The sequence below is a fragment of the Saccharothrix isguenensis genome (assembly GCF_052936305.1).
The window spans coordinates 3,995,822-4,011,458 of record NZ_CP193626.1 but is presented as its reverse complement, the minus strand read 5'-3'; the positions used below and the strand labels follow the sequence as shown (position 1 = coordinate 4,011,458).

Here is a 15,637-nt window from a genome sequence, read left to right as displayed (position 1 = left end):
CCGGACCGCGGTGCGCAGCCGGGTGGTGTGGACCTGCGAGTCGGAGCCCGCTGCACGCGCAGCGCTGCCCGAAGAACGAGCGCGCTGCCTGCCGGCGACCGTCAGGCGCGCGCGTTCCGGTACTCGCCCAGCGTTGCCGCCCACGCCGCGCCGGACCGGTCGGCCAGTTCCAGCGCCTCGGGGGACTCCTCCCACGCGCCGGGGTCCTCGGGCTGCTCGTCGTGCAGGTGCTTGTCGAGCAGCACCAGTCCGAGTTCCCAGCCCGCACCCTGGCCGTTCGCGCCGCTGTCCGCGTCGTTGAGGATGACGTCGACCAGCCGGCCGTCCATCTCCGCGGTCTCGTTCACCGCGGCGTGCTCCAGCACCAGCTCGGTGCCGTCGCCGTCCGGCGCGAGCCGCAGCTCGACCTCGTCGGCGCCGCGGTCGCCGTAGGCCCAGGTCACCACGAGCCGGGTCGAGGGCTCGCAGTGGAGGATGTCCCCGGACACGCCGAGTTCCATCTGGTAACTGCCGCCCTGGCGCAGGTCGCCGGACACGCCGTTGAACCACCGGCCGATGCGGGCCGGGTCGGTGCAGGCGTGCCAGACCTCCTCGGGGCGGGCGTCGAAGTGCCTGCGGATCCGGATGGCCCGTACCTCGCCGGCCGCGATCCGCCTGGTGACGATCTCCCGGCGGGTGTCGTCGAGCACGTCGGTGATGTCGGTCATCGTCCCTTGGCGCCTTCCGCGTCCGAAGTCGGTTCGTCCGGTGGGGTGGTGGACGATCTGCCGGATGGCCCTCGTGCGCGTCTGCCGCGCGCCAGTTCCGTGTCGAGCGAGTCCAGCCGCTGGGTCCAGAACCGGCGGTAGCGGTCCAGCCAGCGGTCGACGTCGCGCAGCGGCGCGGGGTCGACGGAGTACAGCCGGCGGGTGCCTTCCGGGCGGACGTTGGTGAATCCGTTCTCTCGCAACACCTTCAGGTGCTGCGACACCCCCGGCTGGGAGATGCCGAACTCCGCCTGGACGACCGCGCTGATCTCGCCGGCAGCCCGCTCGCCGTCGGCGAGCAACTCCAGGATCCGCCGGCGAACCGGGTCGCCCAGTACGTCGAACGCGTGCACGGGCCAATTGTGAAGGCACGGCTTATATAAGTCAACTCTTAGACCGGTCGCGCACGTCCCGGCGGACCTGGCAGTGTCCCTGTCCCGCCGCGGCGGGACAGGGACACTGCCAGGTCCGGTGACAGCGGCACTGCTGCGGATGTCGTCGTCCTGCCGGAGGGAACACGCGGCCGGGTTGTTCCGCGCAGGTGTGAGGGGGGCGGGTGTCTCCCGTCCCCCTCACACCTGAGGCCTCGCCCGGGTCACCGCCCGGTGACGACGACCTGGGCGCTGTTGTCGGGGTGCCCTGCGATGGAGACCCGCGAGCCCTTGGCGGTGGTGGTGCCGTCCGTGCCGGCCACCGCCCGGAACGGCGACCACGACGTGCCCGAGCGGACGCGGTGGTACATGCCGTCGTCCTTGCCGATGATCAGCACCTGCGCGGTGCCGTCCGGGTGGGTGCCGATGGCGACGTCCTTGCCCGCGGCCGGGGTGGTGGTGTCCAGGCCGTTGAGCGGCTCGAAGCCGGTCCACGTGCCGTTCGCGTTGCGGACCTGGTGGTAGATCCGATCGTCCCACCCGACGATGACGACCTGGGCCGCGCCGTCGGCCGTGCCGGCGATGGACGCGCGCTTGGCCTTGGCCGCGGTGGGCGTGCCGTTGCCGGCCAGGGGTTGGAAGCCGGACCAGCCGCCGTCGCGGCGGATCTGGTGGTAGAGCCCGTCGTCGGCTCCGACGACGACCAGCTGCGTGCTGCCGTCGGGCAGGGCCGCGATGGTGACGTCCTTGCCCGCCGCCGGGGTGGTGGTGCCCATCCCGACCACCGGCTGGAACCCGGCCCAGGCGCCCGCCGCGTCGCGGGTCTGGTGGTAGATCCGGTCGTCCCAGCCGACGATGACGACCTGGACGGTGCCGTCGGCGAGGCCTGCGATCGACACCGCCTTCCCCTTGGCGGGCGTGGTGGTGCCCATCCCGGACAGCGGCCGGAAGCCGCTCCAGTCGGTGTCGGCGTGGCGGACCTGGTGGTAGACGACGTCGTCCGCGCCGACGACCACGACCTGCGCCGTGCCGTCCGCCATCGCGGCCACCGCCACGTCCTTGGCGTCACCGGGCAGGGTGGTCTGGAACCCGGGCAGCGAGCGGAAGCCGGTCCAGGTGCTGTCGGCGTGGCGGACCTGGTGGTACATCGGGTACGCCTGCCGCACCGGGTCGCCGCCGACGTCGAAGCGGTAGAGGTTGTTGGCGTCCATCATCGCGATGATCTTCGTGGCGTAGTTCGGGTCGGTCGCGTAGCGCTCGGCGACGCGGTGGATGAACTCGCGCGGGTTGTCCCGGTAGGGCAGGGCGTGGGCGTAGTACGAGCTGGTGGTGAGGACCCGGCCGTAGTCGCGGAACGAGTCGGTCATCGAGGCGTAGACGCGGAAGTAGGCGGTGGTCGGGCCGCAGGTCGGCTGGCACTCCTCGGTGGCGAGGCTGCGGCAGCCGGTGGCGATCGGGCCGGGGTCGGTGGCCGTCACGCACTTCATCCCGAAGTGGTTGTTGTACGCGGCCGACAGGCGGCTGGCGCCGTACGCGGACTCGTGCGCGGCCTGGGCGGCGGCGACGGAGGCGGGGATGCCGTACTCGGCCTTCACGGCGCGGGCGCGCGGTTCGGCGGCGGCCCAGTAGTCGGACTGCGTGGTGACCGTCTGCGTGGTGACCGCGGTGGCGAGCGGTGCGTCGCCGGTCGGGTCGGTGGTGGGGGCGGCGTGGGCGAACGAGCCCGCGGTGCTCAACGCCAGGGCGGCGGCGACCACTACGAGCCTGGCTGTGCCGAGCAGTTTCATGGCAGCTCTCCGGGAAGAGGGGCGGTCCGCCGCGCGGGTGGGCGCGGCGGACCGCCGGGACGGGGTCAGTGGCCGACGATCAGGATCTGGGCGCGGCCCTTGTCGTCCGCGGAGAGGGAGACCTGGCTGCCCTTGGCGTCGGAGCCCATGCCGGCCACGGCGCGGAACCCGCTCCAGTCGGAGCCCGTGCGCACCTGGTGGTAGATGCCGTCGTCACCGCCGACGACGAGGATCTGGGCGCTGCCGTCCGGGTGGGCGTCGATGGCGACGTCCTTGCCCGCCGCCGGGGTGGTGGTGCCCATCCCGGCCACCGGCTGGAACCCGGTCCAGGCGGTGTCGACGTTGCGGGTCTGGTGGTAGACCTTTCCGTCCCAGCCCACGATGAGGACCTGGACCCGGCCGTCGGCCATGCCGGTGACCGCGACCCGCTTGGCCTTGGCCGGGGCGGTGGTCTGGTAGCCGGCGAGCGGCCGGAACGGGGTCCAGTCGACGCCCGTGCGCACGCGGTGGTAGACCACGTCGTCCGCGCCGACGATCACGAGGTGCGCGCTGCCGTCGGGCAGGGCGTCGATGGCCACGTCCTTGCCGGCCGCCGGCGCGGTGGTGTCCATGCCGTTGACCGGCTGGAAGCCCGTCCAGTTGCCGGTGGCGCCCCGGGTCTGGTGGTAGATCCGGTCGTCCCACCCGACGATGACGACCTGGGCGGTGCCGTCGGGTGCGGCGGTGACGGCGACTCTCTTGCCCTTGGCGGGCGTGGTGGTGCCGTTCCCCGACAGCGGCTGGAAGCCGCTCCAGGTGCTGTCGGCGTTGCGGACCTGGTGGTAGACGAGGTCGTCCGCGCCGACGATCACGGCGTGCGCGGTGCCGTTCGGGCCGGTGGCGATGGCCACGTCCTTGGCGTCGCCCGGCATGTCGGTCTCGTACCCGGACAGGGGCGCGAAGCCGGTCCAGTTGGTGTCGGCGTTGCGGATCTGGTGGTACATCGGGTCCGCCGCGTCGGTGGGTGGGGCGGCCTCGACCAGGTGGTCGTAGCGGATCGGCGTGTACTGGCCGGCGTACGCGGCCGTCCAGGTGCGTTCGATCGTGGGTGAGCCGTTGGGGCCGGCCTGTTCACGCACCACGGGCATGGTCTTCGCCGCGTCGGCCCAGCGCAGGAACAGCGCGATGTGCGAGTCGGAGTCGTTGAGGGCGTCGCCCGGCTGCAGCTGGGAGCGGGGGATCTCGTGGGAGATGTAGTGGATGTCGAAGGTCGTGTAGCTGAAGCGGGCGCCCCACGCCATGGAGACGTAGCCGGAGCAGTCGGCGCGGTACTGGCCGTGGGCGTTGCGGTAGCAGGTGGCCTGGCTGTAGGGGACGCGCTCGGTGAGCCAGCTCTGCGACCGGGCCAGGATCTCGGCGCGGGTCGTCTTGAGGTGGTTCTGCTTGGTCTCGCACATCAGCATGGCGTTGAAGTCGCCCTGGGCGATGGCGGGTGCGCCGGGTGCGAGCAGGGTGCCGCCCGCGACGGCGGTGGCCAGGAGGATTCCGCGCAGGGTCGAGCCGATGGTGTGGGACACGGTGGGTCCTTTCGGGGATCATCGGGCCAGGCGCGGGTGGCGCCTGGCGTCGAGACGGGTGTGGTGCGGGACGAGCCGGTGGGCGGTGCCGGTGCCCGGCGCCTGCTCGAAGACCCAGCAGGCGGTGCGGGTGGCGTCGGCCCACTCGTGGAACAGCGCGACGCGCGTGCCGGCGTCGACGAGGAGATCGCCTGCCAGCAGGTCGGCGCCGGGGACCCGCAGGCTGATCGCGGTGAGGCCGGCGAGGTCGAGCCCGCCGTGCCGGTCGGGCGGGATGCCGGGCAGTCCCCAGGCCATGGACACGTAGCCGGCGTCGTCGGCCCGGTAGATGCCGTGCTCGTTCTGGTGGAACCGGGTGCCGCTGAACGGCACGGGCTCCCGCAGCCAGCTCTCCGCACGGTGGACGATCTCGCCCCGGGTGATCTCGGGGGCCGCGTCCGGGTTCGGTGTCCGTGCGGTGGCCATCGTGGTCTCACCTCGCTTCCTGTCGTCGTTCTCGCTGACAAGAGGAAGCTTGGTGATCACGCCTGCAGATCGGCTCCAGGCCGTGCGCAGGTGCGCCTCACGGACCTACAGGTTTCCTTCAGCCGCGCTGTTCTGCCTGGCCCCGGACGGTGTCACGCCACTGCTGCGGTGTGGTGGCGGCGAGTTCGCGTTCCTCCCGTGCGCCGGTGCCGCGCAGGAGGTCCAGGGCGGCGGCCCAGTGCGCGTCCTGCCGGGCGGGGTCGGCGGCGGCCAGGTCGCGCAGGGTGCGGGCGCGCCAGACGCGCAGGTCCAGTTCGGTCCACAGGTCCAGTGCGGCGGTCAGGTGGTCGCGGGCGGTGTCGAGGTCACCCCGGGCGAGGTGCAGTTCGCCGAGGGTGCGGGTGACCAGGGCGACGCCGAACCGGTCGCGGCTGCGTTCGCACACCGCGAGGCAGTCGGTCAGGGTGGCGGCGAGGTCGGTCCTCTCGGCGGGACCGGTCGGCTCGGGCAGGCGCAGGCTCGCCTTCGCCCACGCCTGTCGGGCGTAGGTGGCGCCCAGTTCGTCGCCGATGGACCGGAGGGCGGTGGTGGCGCGGGCGCTCAGCTCGGCGGCCTGCCGGTACTCGCCGAGGGCGCGGTGGCACAGGCTCAGTCCGCGCACGGCGAGGGCTTCGCCGCGTGGGTCGTTCGCCGCGGCGTACCGCTGCGCGGCGTCGCGGAACCGGTCGGCGGCGTCGTTGAGGTCGCCGTGGTCGCGGTGCAGGGAGCCCAGGCCGTAGTCGGCGGCGGCCACGACGCTGTCGTCACCGAGGCGCGCGCCGAGTCCGGCGGCGGTGGTGAGGGTGTCGCGGGCGAGGGTGACGCGGCCGAGTTCCCGGTGCACGGTGCCGATGCCGACCAGGCACACGGCGCGGGCGGTGTCGTCTTCGAGGGCGTCGGCGTGATCGAGGGCTTGCTCGAAGTGGGTCAGCGCGGCCGTGAAGTCGTCCTTCTCGTAGTGCAGTTGGCCGAGGCCGGCGAGCACGACGGTCTCCGCGCGCCGGTCGTCGCCCTGGCGGGCCAGGGTGAGGGCGACCTCGTGGGTGCGCTGCCAGCCGTCGAACTCGTTGCGGATGGCGAAGGCGGAGGACAGCAGGGAGGACACCAGGAGGGTGGCCGCGCGGTCGACGCCGAGTTCGTGGGCGCGTTCGACGGCGCGGACCACGGCGCTGGTCTCGGCCCGGAGCCAGCCGAGGGGTTCCTCCTCGACCTCGGCGATCAGGTCGGGGTGGGTCTCGGCGCGGTCGGTCGGGACGATGCGCAGGCCCAGGGCCACCCGTGGCAGGCGGCGCGCTCCGGCCTCCACGAGGGCGACCCACGCGGTCAGGGAACGGGCGACGGCGGCGGCCACGGTGTCGGGTGTCTCGTGCTCGGCGGCCTGTTCGGCGCCGTAGAGCTGGACGAGGTCGTGGAAGCGGTAGCGGACGCGGCCGATCGCGTCGACGCCGGCGACGTCGAGGAGCCTCAGGTCCACGAGGTGTTCGACGATGTCCTCGGCCTCGGCGAGGTCGACCTCCAGCAGCGGCGCGGCGATCCACCAGCCGAAGTCGGGCAGGTCGAGCAGGCACAGCAGGTGGAACGCGCGGCGTCGCAGCTCGTCGAGTTCGGCGTAGTTGAGCGACAGGCAGGACCGGATGGCCAGGTCGCCGACGGTGAGCTCGTCGAGCCTGCGCCGTTCGTCGGCGAGCCGGGCGGCCAGGGACTTCAGCGGCCAGTGCGGTCGGGCCAGCAGTTTCGCCCCGGCGGCGCGGAGGGCGAGCGGGACGCCGGCGCAGAGGACGGCGATGCGTTCGGCGGCGTCCGGGGCGGCGGCGACCCGGTCCCGGCCGATGATCTTGCCGAGCATCTCGACCGCGGAGGTGCTGTCGAAGACCTCAAGCTCGACGGCGGAGGCGCCGCCGAGGCCCGCGAGCCGGGACCGGCTGGTCAGCAGGACGAGGCAGCCGGGGTCGCCGGGCAGCAGTGGGCGCACCTGCTGCTCGCTGCGGGCGTTGTCCAGCACGACGATCAGCCGCCGGCCGGCCAGGCGTTGCCGGTAGAGGGCGATGCGCTCGTCGAGGGTGGCGGGCAGTTCGGCGGCGGGCACGCCGAGCGCGGTGAGGAACCGTGCCAGGGCGGTGAGCGGGCTCAGCTCAGCGCCGAAACCGCGCAGGTCGGCGAAGAGCTGACCGTCGGGGTAGCGCTGGGCCAGGCGGTGCGCGGCGTGCACGGCCAGCGCCGACTTGCCGGTGCCGCCCGCACCGGACACCACGACGACCGGCGCGGTGGCGCGTTCGTCGGGCGGGGTGTTGCCCAGTGCCAGGACGGCGGCCAGCTCCTCGCCGCGTCCGGTGAAGTCGCCGATGTCGGGCGGGAGTGTGCGGGCCACGGGCCGTTCGGGGGCCTGCACGGCCGGGCGGGTCTGCGTGGGATGGGCCGGAGTGGGATGGGCCGGACTGGCCGGGGTCCGCACGGCGTGCGCCGCCGTGGCCGGAGTGGTGGCGGCCGGGTCGGCGGCGGTCGGGGTGGCTGCGGTGAGGGAGCCGTCGAGGATGGCGGTGTGCAGGTCACGCAGGTGTCTGCCGGGTTCGATGCCCAGCTCGTCGAGCAGGCGGCGGCGTCCGTCGCGGTAGACCTCCAGGGCGTCGGCCTGCCGCCCGGATTCGGCCAGGGCGCGCATGAGCAGGGCGCGGCTCTCCTCGCGCAACGGGTGTTCGCCGACCAGTCCGCGCAGTTCGTCGGCGGCGTCCTCGACCCGGCCGAGCGCCAGGCTCGACCGGGCCAACCCGTCGCGCGCGGCGAGTCGGCGTTCGTGCAGGTCGTCCGCCCAGGCGATGGCGAACCGGGTGTCCACACCGCCGAGCGCCTGGCCGCGCCACAGCGACAACGCCTGCCGGTAGCCCTCGTGGGCCTCCTGGAACGCGCCCGCGCGTTCGGCCTGCCGCGCCCGTTCGTGCTCCCGCTCGAAGACGTGGACGTCGCACTCCCCCGGTTCGACGTCGAGCTGGTAGCCGGGTGCGCGGGTGCGCACCGCGTCGGCCAGTCCCGCCGCCGAGAGCCCGCGCCGCAGCAGTGACACGTAGGTGTGCACGAGCGCGGTGGCGGAGGAGGGCGGCGAGTCGTCCCACAGCAGGTCCACGAGCCGTTCGGTGGCGACCACGTGCCGCGTCTGCCTCAGGAGGGCCACCAGCAGCGCCTTGGGTTTCGGGCCGCCGAGGCCCCCGTCCACGGCGCCCACGGTGACCGGTCCCAGCACACGGATTCGCACGAGTCCTCCCCCAAGATCCTCGTGTCGGATTATCGGGGGTTCTGCCGGCAGTTGCGAGGAAGTGGTGGGGCACAACCGAGGATCGGTCAGCTCGGGTTGGGCAGGGCGTCCGGCAGGAGGGCGTCGGCGAGGTGTCGCCAGTGGGGCATGGCGGTCTGCCCGGGTCGGGTGCCGATGACCTGGATGCCGACGTGGTCGGCGCCGGCGTCGAGGTGGCCGTGCAGCTTGGCGACGATCGTGTCGACATCGCCCCAGAACACCAGGTCGTCGACGAGCCGGTCGCTGCCGCGCCCGCCGGCGATGTCGGCTCCGGTGTAGCCGAGGCGGAGGAACTTGGCGACGTTGTACTTCGAGGTGAGGTAGGGGCGCAGGTGCTCGCGAGCGGTCTCGCGTGCCTTGTCCGGGTCGGTTTCGAACAGCACCGCGTGTTCCACGCCGAGGAACGGGCCGTCGCCCAGCACCTCCCGCGCCTGCGCCGTGTGCCGCACCGACACGTGGTAGGTGTGGGCGCCCAGGGAGCGGTCACGGGCCAGTTCCAGCATCTTCGGCCCGTACGCCGCCAGCAGCCGACGCATCGGTGACCGCGGCAGCGGGTTGGGGCTGGTCGTCGCGTCCATGGCGTCGAGGTAGTCGCTCATCGCCCGCAGTGGCTTCACCCCCGGGCGGACGTCCCCGAAACCGAGACCGAGCAGGTGGCGATCCGGGTACGCGTCGGCCAGGAGCAACGCCGCTCCCCGGGCCCACTGCGGCTCGCGGAACCAGATCTTGGCGATGCCGTTGACGACGATGAGGCGCCGGGTGCAGGACAGCAGGAACCCGGCGTGGGTCATCGCCTCGCGTCCGAGGAGTTCCGGGACCCAGATCGCCCGCCAGCCCAGCTCTTCCAGTTCCTGGACGGACTCCCGCACCACACCCGCCGGCTGGTCCTCGAAGTCGAACGTCCAGACCCCGAAGCGCCCCGGGTCCATCCCGTCGATCGAACCCATGTCTCCCCCCTCGCACCGCCCGGACCCTCATACAGATCGAAGTATCGCAGATTATCGATACGAGCGGCGTGGGCCCTCCGGCAACGACGCCGGCACGCGGCCCGGTCCCGTGGCGTGAGCGGTGGGACCGGGCCGCGTGCCGGCGTCCTGTCAGGACGGCGAGAAGGCCACGCCGGTGGCCGCCCCGAACCACTGCGACAGGCGGGCGACCAGGCCCTGCTGGTCCTCACCGACCCACACCACGTGGCCGTCCGGCCGCACCAGCACCGCCGGCACGTCCAACTCCTCGCTGACATCGACGACGTGGTCCACCCGGTCCGCCCAACCCTCCACCGAGAGCCGCCCGGTCTGGTCGAGCAGCAGCCCCCGGCCGTCGTGCATCAGCCCGTAGAGCCGGCCCCGCTTCAGCCCCACGTCCCGCAGTCGCCGGCCGAGCAGTTCGTGCCCCTCACCCGAACCTGCACCTGCACCTGCACCTGCACCGACGTCGTAGCGGATCCCGGTCGCGATGATCTTCTCGACCAGGTGGCGGTTCACCTCGTCGAAGTCCATCAGCTCCGTCAGCAGCCGGCGCACCGCCCGGGAACCCGCGTCCGGGGACATCAGCTGCATCTGGGCACGGGTGTTGTCCAGCACGTCGGCGGCCACCGGGTGCCGTTCGGCGTGGTAGCTGTCCAGCAGTCCCTCCGGCGCCCAGCCGTTGACCTCGGCGGCCAGTTTCCAGCCCAGGTTGAACGCGTCCTGGACGCCGAGGTTGAGCCCCTGCCCGCCGGTCGGCGGGTGGATGTGCGCCGCGTCGCCGGCCAGCAGCACCCGGCCGGTCCGGTAGCGCTCGGCGAGCCGGGTGGCGTCGCCGAAGCGGGACAGCCAGCGCGGCGAGTGCACGCCGAAGTCGGTGCCGGCGGTCGCGCGCAGCTGCCGCTTCACCTCTTCCAGGGTCGGCGGGACGGTGCGGTCCTCGGCGACCCCGTCGGCGGGCACGACGATCCGGTACACCCCGTCCCCGAGGGGCGTGGCGCCGAACCGGAGCTGGGTCTTGCGGACCTCGGTCATCACGGCGGTCAGCGTCTCCGGCGGCACGTCCACCTCCATCTCGCCCAGCAGCGTCTCGACCCGGCTGGGTTCACCGGGGAAGCCGACGCCGAGCAGCTTGCGCACCGTGCTGCGTCCGCCGTCGCACCCGACGAGGTAGCGGGCGCGCAGCCGCGTGCCGTCGGCGAGTTCGGTGGTCACCCCGTCGTCGTCCTGGCTCAGCCCGACCAGCTCGCAGCCGCGCCGGATCTCGACGCCGCGTTCGAGGGCGTGCTCGGTCAGCAGGCGGTCGGTGATGGTCTGCGGGATGCCGAGGACGTACGGGTGCGCGGTGTCCAGCCGGTCCGGTGACGGCTTGGCGATGCCGGCGAAGAAACCGCCGACCGGGTACTGCGTGCCGTGCGCGAGGAACCGGTCCAACAGCCCGCGCTGGTCCATCACCTCGATGCTACGCACGTGCAGGCCGAGCGAGCGGACGACCTGGGTCGGCTCCGTCTCCTTCTCCAGCACGACCACGTGCACGCCCCGCAGACGCAACTCGGCGGCCAGCATCACACCGGTCGGCCCGGCGCCGGCCACGATCACGTCGATCACGACGATCCCCCGTTCGGAACGAAGTCGTATCTCGACTCCGAGCGGAGACTGTGCAGCACAACCCGGGTCTTGCGGCAAGACCCCCGGTGCGCTATAAGTTAGGAGTGGCAAGGAGTGCGTGACTCCTTGCCTTTTGTGCTCTTCCGGCCCGTTCGCGCTACAGCGTGCGTCCGAGAACGTCGACGAGTCGGGCGATGTGCTGCTCGTCGCGCCGGTAGTGGGTCCACTTGCCCACGCGCGTCGCGCGCACCAGCCCGGCACGGTGCAGCGACGCCATGTAGGCGGACACGGTCGACTGCGCGAGGCCGGTCTTCGCCTGGATGTGGCTCACGCACACGCCGACCTGCTCCGCGGTGTCCGGGTCGACCGGGAAGTGGCGCTCGGGGTCGCGCAGCCAGTGGAGCACCTGGAGCCGGACCGGGTTGGCCAACGCCTTGAACGCCTCCAGCAGCTGCTCGGAGGCGTCCGGTGGGAGGTCCGCGGGTGTCGTCATGGCGATCCCGCCGAGTATACGAGCCCGTGACGACGTATCGAGGTACTTCGATCCGGGCGTGGTGGGGTGCGGGACATCGTGGTTAAAGCGATCACCGAATGGCAATCTTCGCCCTACGTCCCACGTCCCGACCCACGAGCAGGCGGTGGCCGCATGATCGTTCCCCTGGATCTGACCGACGACGCGACGGCGGAGGCCGTGCACCGGATCGCGTTGCAGTCCTACGCGGTGGAGGCCGACCTCATCGGCAGCACGGCCATCCCGGGGCTGCACGAGTCCCTGGACGACATCAGACGGTTGCCGTTGCGGTGGCTGGGCGGGTACGTGGACGGCGAGCTGGTGGCGTTCGTCGGTTACGCGAAGGTCGACGGCGTGCTGGACATCGACCGGTTGTGCGTGGCGCCCAGCCACTTCCGGTTGGGGTTCGCGCGGCGGTTGGTGGAGCAGGTGCTGGCCGAGGGCGGTCCGGCGATCGTGTCGACGGGTGCGGCGAACGCGCCCGCCATCGCGTTGTACGAGAGCCTGGGGTTCCGGTTGGTCGACACGGTGGTGGTCGGCGGCGGGCTGCGGATCGCCCAGTTCGGGCATCCGGGTTCGATCTAGGCGCACCTCGATCGAGGCGTGCCCCCATTCAGGACGCGTCCTGTCCGGGATCGCTTCTAGCGTGGGTCCGGTGACCGAGATCCGGATTCCCCGCGGCAGCCGCGGTGACCACGTCGACCGTCCGGTCCCGGTGGAGCGGGTGATCGGCCGGCGGTTGCGCCGGCATTCGCTGCTGGAGCCGTTGGACGACCCCGTGGCGGTGGTGCGGGCGATGTGCGGCGCGCACGCCCAGGTGATGTCGGCGGCGGAGTGGTCGATCGGGTTGCGCACCAACCTGACCCGGCAGCAGGTCCGGGACGCGGTGTGGGTGGACCGGACGTTGGTGAAGACGCGGGGGCCACGCGGCACGGTGCACGTGCTGCCGACGGCGGACCTGCCGATGTGGACGGGAGCGTTGGCGGGGTTGCCGCAGCGGTCGGTGCTGCTCACCCGGGAGCAGACCGCCGAGGTGGTGGCGGCGGTCGCGGACGCGTTGCGGGATGCCGAGCTGACCGGTGACGAGTTGACCGAGGCGGTGGTCGAGCGCACCGGGCCGTGGGCGGGCGAGCGGGTGATGGAGGCGTTCGGCGGCACGCCGTGGCCGCGGTGGGTGGAGGCGATGGGCGCGGCGTCGAACCTGGGCGCGATGTGCTTCGCGCCGAACAAGGGCCGCAAGGCCGCCTACACCAGTCCGCAGCGGTGGCTGCCCGGTTTCACGCCGGCCGAGGACGGCGCGGTGCAGCTGGTGCGCTCCTACCTGCGCTCGTACGGGCCGGCGACGCGGACGCACGTCGCGAAGTGGCTCGCCGCGCCGAAGCGGTGGGTGAACGAGCTGTTCGAGCGGGCGGACCTGGAGCAGGTCGACGGCGGGTGGGTGGTGCGCGGCGACGTGTCGTTCCCCGACCAGCCGCCGGGCGGGGTGCGGCTGCTGCCCTACTTCGACGCGTACGTGGTGGGCAGCCACCCGCGTGAGGTGCTGTTCCCCGGTCGGGCGTTCGAGCGGGCGCTGTCGGCCGGGCAGGCGGGCAACTTCCCGGTGCTGCTGGTGGACGGCGTGGTCGCGGGCGTGTGGCACCAGGAGCGGTCGGGCCGGCGGATCGTGGTCACGGTGGAGCCGTTCGGGACGCTGTCCCGGGCGCGGCTGGCCGAGCTGGACCGGCAGGTGGAGCGGATCGGGGAGTTCCTGGAGGGGCGGCCGGAGCTGACCATCGGCACGGTGACGGTCGGCGGGCACGCGTGAGCTGCCGCACGGCCACACGATCGTTGGCATAGCCAACAAGTGGGTAGACTTCGGCCGCATGGAGACCACGGGTGCGCCCCAGCGGCTGCGCGGCGCGTCGAGTTGGCTGCTGGGCCAGGCAACGACCCACGCGCACCGGCTCGTGTCGCACGCCCTGGGCGCGGTCGGGGCGCGGCGCTACCACTACTCGCTGATGGCGGCCCTGGACGAGTTCGGGCAGGCCAGCCAGGCGGACCTCGGCCGGCGGTGCGGGCTGGACCGCAGCGACGTGGTGGCCACGGTGAACGAACTGGCGGACGGCGGGTTCGTCGAGCGGCGGCCGGATCCGGTGGACAAGCGGCGCAACATCGTGACGATCACCCCGTCGGGGCTGGCGCACCTGCGCGACCTGGACCGGCTGTTGGGGCAGGCCCAGGACTCGCTGCTGGCGCCGCTGTCGCCGGCCGAGCGGGAGGAGTTGGTGCGGATGCTCAACCTGGTGTTGGAGCACCACGGATGATGCGCGCGGTCGTGCTGAGCGGGCCCGGTCCGGTGGAGAACCTGGACGTGGCGGAACGGCCGGCGCCCGAGCCGCCGCCGAGGCTGGTGGGTCGGGCGGGACTTCTACCCATCGGCCACCTGCCCGAGGGCGTGCGGCTCGCGCGTGCGGCGGCGAGGGCGAGGACGCTGCCACTCGGTGGGCACACTCGTCGTGGTCGTCTGGGAATTGTCGTCCCGATTTTTCCGGTGACGTGTCGATCCGGTCGGGTGCCGTTCGTGTAGGGGGCAGGAAACCCGACCTGAGGAGGACGAGATGTCCCAGTACCTGATCAGCGTGATCGAGCCGACCGGCTTCGACATCCCCGAGCCGGAGGAGATGCAGCGGATCATGGCCGACGTCGAGGTCGTCGACGCGGACATGCGCAAGGCCGGCGTGTGGGTGTTCTCGGGCGGCCTGCACGCCCCGGAGACCGCGACGACGCTGCGTCCTGGCGAGAACGGCGAGTTGATCGCCATCGACGGGCCGTTCACCGAGAGCAAGGAGCACATCGGCGGTTTCGCCATCATCGACGTGCCGGATCTGGACGCGGCGCTGGAGTGGGGCCGCCGGATGGGCGTGGCGTGCACGCTGCCGGTCGAGGTGCGTCCGCTCCAGGACTTCCCCGAGTGACGTGACGGGTGACGTGGCGGCCGGCGTGACGTCGGTCGAGGGGGTCTTCCGGGCCGAGTACGGCCGGTCGGTGGCCGTCCTGGTCCGCGTCTTCGGCGACATCGACATCGCCGAGGAAGCGGTCCAGGACGCGTTCGCCGAGGCCGTGCGGCGCTGGCCGGAGACCGGTGTGCCGCCGAGCCCGGCGGGTTGGATCATCACCACGGCCCGCAACCGGGCGATCGACCGCCTGCGCCGGGAGTCGGCGCGCGACGACAAGCACGCCCGCGCGGCGTTGCTGCACGGGCGTGACGAGCACGTCGGCGGGGTGGACCCCGCAGAGGCGGACGCGGTGGGTGACGAGCGGCTGCGGCTGATCTTCACGTGCTGCCACCCCGCGTTGAACCAGGCGGCCCGGGTGGCGTTGACGTTGCGGCTGCTCGGCGGGCTGTCCACGGCGGAGATCGCGCGGGCGTTCCTGGTGCCGGAGGCGACGATGGCGCAGCGGCTGGTGCGGGCGAAGGCGAAGATCCGGGACGCGCGCATCCCCTACCGGGTGCCGGGCGACGCGGAGCTGCCCGACCGGCTGCGCGGTGTGCTCGCGGTGGTGTACCTGGTGTTCAACGAGGGCTATTCGGCGAGTTCGGGTGACCGGTTGGTGCGCGAGGACCTGTGCGCGGAGGCGGTGCGGCTCGGGCGGGTGCTGGCGGAGCTGATGCCGGACGAGCCGGAGGTCCTGGGGCTGCTGGCGTTGATGTTGCTGCTGCACGCCCGCGGCCCGGCGCGCACCGGTCCGGACGGCGGCCTGGTGCGGTTGGCCGACCAGGACCGCTCGGTGTGGGACCGGGGGATGGTCGCGGAAGGACGGACGTTGGTGCGGCGGTGCCTGCGCCGCGACCGGCCGGGCCCGTACCAAGTGCAGGCGGCGATCAACGCCGTGCACAGCGACCCGCCGCCCACGGACTGGGCGCAGGTCGTGGAGCTGTACGACCACCTGGCGGCGTTGACGCCGACCCCGGTGGTGGCGTTGAACCGGGCTGTCGCGGTGGCCGAGGTGGACGGGCCGGAGGCGGCGTTGGCGCTGGTGGACGAGTTGGCCCCGTTGGACCGCTACCACCTGTTCCACGCCGTCCGCGCCGACCTGCTGCGCCGCGCGGGGCGGACGGAGGAGGCGGCGGACGCCTACCGGCGGGCGCTGGACCTGGCCGGGAACGACGCCGAACGCGACCTGCTGCGACGTGGGCTCGACGCCGTCACCGGCCAGTCGAGCTAGCCGGAGCAGTCGGCCTCTGCCGCCACACCGACGCGGCGTCGATGGTTCCCCGGTCGCCCGCGAGGACGGCCCCGCGCACGCCTTCGAGGCCTTCGCA

General features: G+C 72.8%; 14 protein-coding genes. 5 read left to right on the top strand and 9 right to left on the bottom strand.

Annotated elements, in window-relative coordinates; all coding sequences use genetic code 11:
* Positions 1–101: 101 nt before the first annotated feature.
* The 9 genes from ACRAKI_RS18220 to ACRAKI_RS18180 form a co-directional block, all read right to left on the bottom strand.
* Positions 102–707 carry an SRPBCC domain-containing protein gene (locus ACRAKI_RS18220; RefSeq protein WP_447001700.1) on the bottom strand — a complete coding sequence of 202 codons (606 nt, stop codon included), beginning with the start codon at positions 705–707 and terminating at the stop codon, positions 102–104.
* Positions 704–1,099, bottom strand: coding sequence for an ArsR/SmtB family transcription factor (locus tag ACRAKI_RS18215; protein WP_447001699.1), 396 nt, complete (start codon positions 1,097–1,099; stop codon positions 704–706). The genes ACRAKI_RS18220 and ACRAKI_RS18215 overlap by 4 nt, the downstream gene beginning before the upstream one ends.
* Positions 1,100–1,341: 242 nt before the next feature.
* A complete protein-coding gene (locus ACRAKI_RS18210) occupies positions 1,342–2,904 on the bottom strand; it encodes a glucosaminidase domain-containing protein (RefSeq protein ID WP_447001698.1) in 1,563 nt (520 codons plus the stop codon).
* A gap of 65 nt (positions 2,905–2,969) precedes the next feature.
* A complete protein-coding gene (locus ACRAKI_RS18205) occupies positions 2,970–4,460 on the bottom strand; it encodes a hypothetical protein (protein ID WP_447001697.1) in 1,491 nt (496 codons plus the stop codon).
* Between the two features lie 18 nt (positions 4,461–4,478).
* Positions 4,479–4,925, bottom strand: coding sequence for a hypothetical protein (locus tag ACRAKI_RS18200; protein ID WP_447001696.1), 447 nt, complete (start codon positions 4,923–4,925; stop codon positions 4,479–4,481).
* A gap of 118 nt (positions 4,926–5,043) precedes the next feature.
* Positions 5,044–8,211, bottom strand: a complete 3,168-nt coding sequence (locus ACRAKI_RS18195; RefSeq protein ID WP_447008296.1) for an AfsR/SARP family transcriptional regulator — start codon at positions 8,209–8,211, stop codon at positions 5,044–5,046.
* Positions 8,212–8,297: 86 nt separating this feature from the next.
* A complete protein-coding gene (locus ACRAKI_RS18190; protein WP_447008446.1) occupies positions 8,298–9,179 on the bottom strand; it encodes a TIGR03620 family F420-dependent LLM class oxidoreductase in 882 nt (293 codons plus the stop codon).
* Between the two features lie 168 nt (positions 9,180–9,347).
* Positions 9,348–10,823, bottom strand: a complete 1,476-nt coding sequence (gene rox, locus ACRAKI_RS18185; RefSeq protein ID WP_447008295.1) for a rifampin monooxygenase — start codon at positions 10,821–10,823, stop codon at positions 9,348–9,350.
* A gap of 157 nt (positions 10,824–10,980) precedes the next feature.
* On the bottom strand, positions 10,981–11,316 hold the full coding sequence (locus ACRAKI_RS18180) for an ArsR/SmtB family transcription factor (RefSeq protein WP_447008294.1): 336 nt from the start codon (positions 11,314–11,316) through the stop codon (positions 10,981–10,983).
* A 153-nt stretch (positions 11,317–11,469) separates the two neighbouring features.
* Between ACRAKI_RS18180 and ACRAKI_RS18175 the strand changes: the two genes are divergently transcribed.
* From ACRAKI_RS18175 to ACRAKI_RS18155, 5 genes are all read left to right on the top strand, one after another.
* The gene (locus ACRAKI_RS18175) at positions 11,470–11,919 is read left to right on the top strand and encodes a GNAT family N-acetyltransferase (protein WP_447008293.1); all 450 of its coding nucleotides are present in this window, start codon (positions 11,470–11,472) and stop codon (positions 11,917–11,919) included.
* Positions 11,920–11,989: 70 nt separating this feature from the next.
* Positions 11,990–13,138, top strand: coding sequence for a winged helix DNA-binding domain-containing protein (locus tag ACRAKI_RS18170; RefSeq protein WP_447008292.1), 1,149 nt, complete (start codon positions 11,990–11,992; stop codon positions 13,136–13,138).
* Positions 13,139–13,196: 58 nt separating this feature from the next.
* Entirely contained in the window at positions 13,197–13,637 is a 441-nt protein-coding gene (locus tag ACRAKI_RS18165; RefSeq protein ID WP_447008291.1) for a MarR family winged helix-turn-helix transcriptional regulator, read from the top strand.
* Between the two features lie 294 nt (positions 13,638–13,931).
* Positions 13,932–14,288 carry a YciI family protein gene (locus ACRAKI_RS18160; protein WP_447008290.1) on the top strand — a complete coding sequence of 119 codons (357 nt, stop codon included), beginning with the start codon at positions 13,932–13,934 and terminating at the stop codon, positions 14,286–14,288.
* A gap of 1 nt (position 14,289) precedes the next feature.
* Positions 14,290–15,540: an RNA polymerase sigma factor gene (locus ACRAKI_RS18155; RefSeq protein WP_447008289.1), complete on the top strand. Its 1,251-nt coding sequence runs from the start codon at positions 14,290–14,292 to the stop codon at positions 15,538–15,540.
* Positions 15,541–15,637: the final 97 nt, after the last annotated feature.

Excerpts from the sequence above, each read along its gene's own strand:
- ACRAKI_RS18220 (WP_447001700.1), bottom strand. The coding sequence starts at position 707 with ATGACCGACATCACCGACGTGCTCGACGACACCCGCCGGGAGATCGTC.
- ACRAKI_RS18210 (WP_447001698.1), bottom strand. The coding sequence starts at position 2,904 with ATGAAACTGCTCGGCACAGCCAGGCTCGTAGTGGTCGCCGCCGCCCTG.
- ACRAKI_RS18200 (WP_447001696.1), bottom strand. The coding sequence starts at position 4,925 with ATGGCCACCGCACGGACACCGAACCCGGACGCGGCCCCCGAGATCACC.
- ACRAKI_RS18190 (WP_447008446.1), bottom strand. The coding sequence starts at position 9,179 with ATGGACCCGGGGCGCTTCGGGGTCTGGACGTTCGACTTCGAGGACCAG.
- ACRAKI_RS18180 (WP_447008294.1), bottom strand. The coding sequence starts at position 11,316 with ATGACGACACCCGCGGACCTCCCACCGGACGCCTCCGAGCAGCTGCTG.
- ACRAKI_RS18175 (WP_447008293.1), top strand. The coding sequence starts at position 11,470 with ATGATCGTTCCCCTGGATCTGACCGACGACGCGACGGCGGAGGCCGTG.
- ACRAKI_RS18165 (WP_447008291.1), top strand. The coding sequence starts at position 13,197 with ATGGAGACCACGGGTGCGCCCCAGCGGCTGCGCGGCGCGTCGAGTTGG.
- ACRAKI_RS18160 (WP_447008290.1), top strand. The coding sequence starts at position 13,932 with ATGTCCCAGTACCTGATCAGCGTGATCGAGCCGACCGGCTTCGACATC.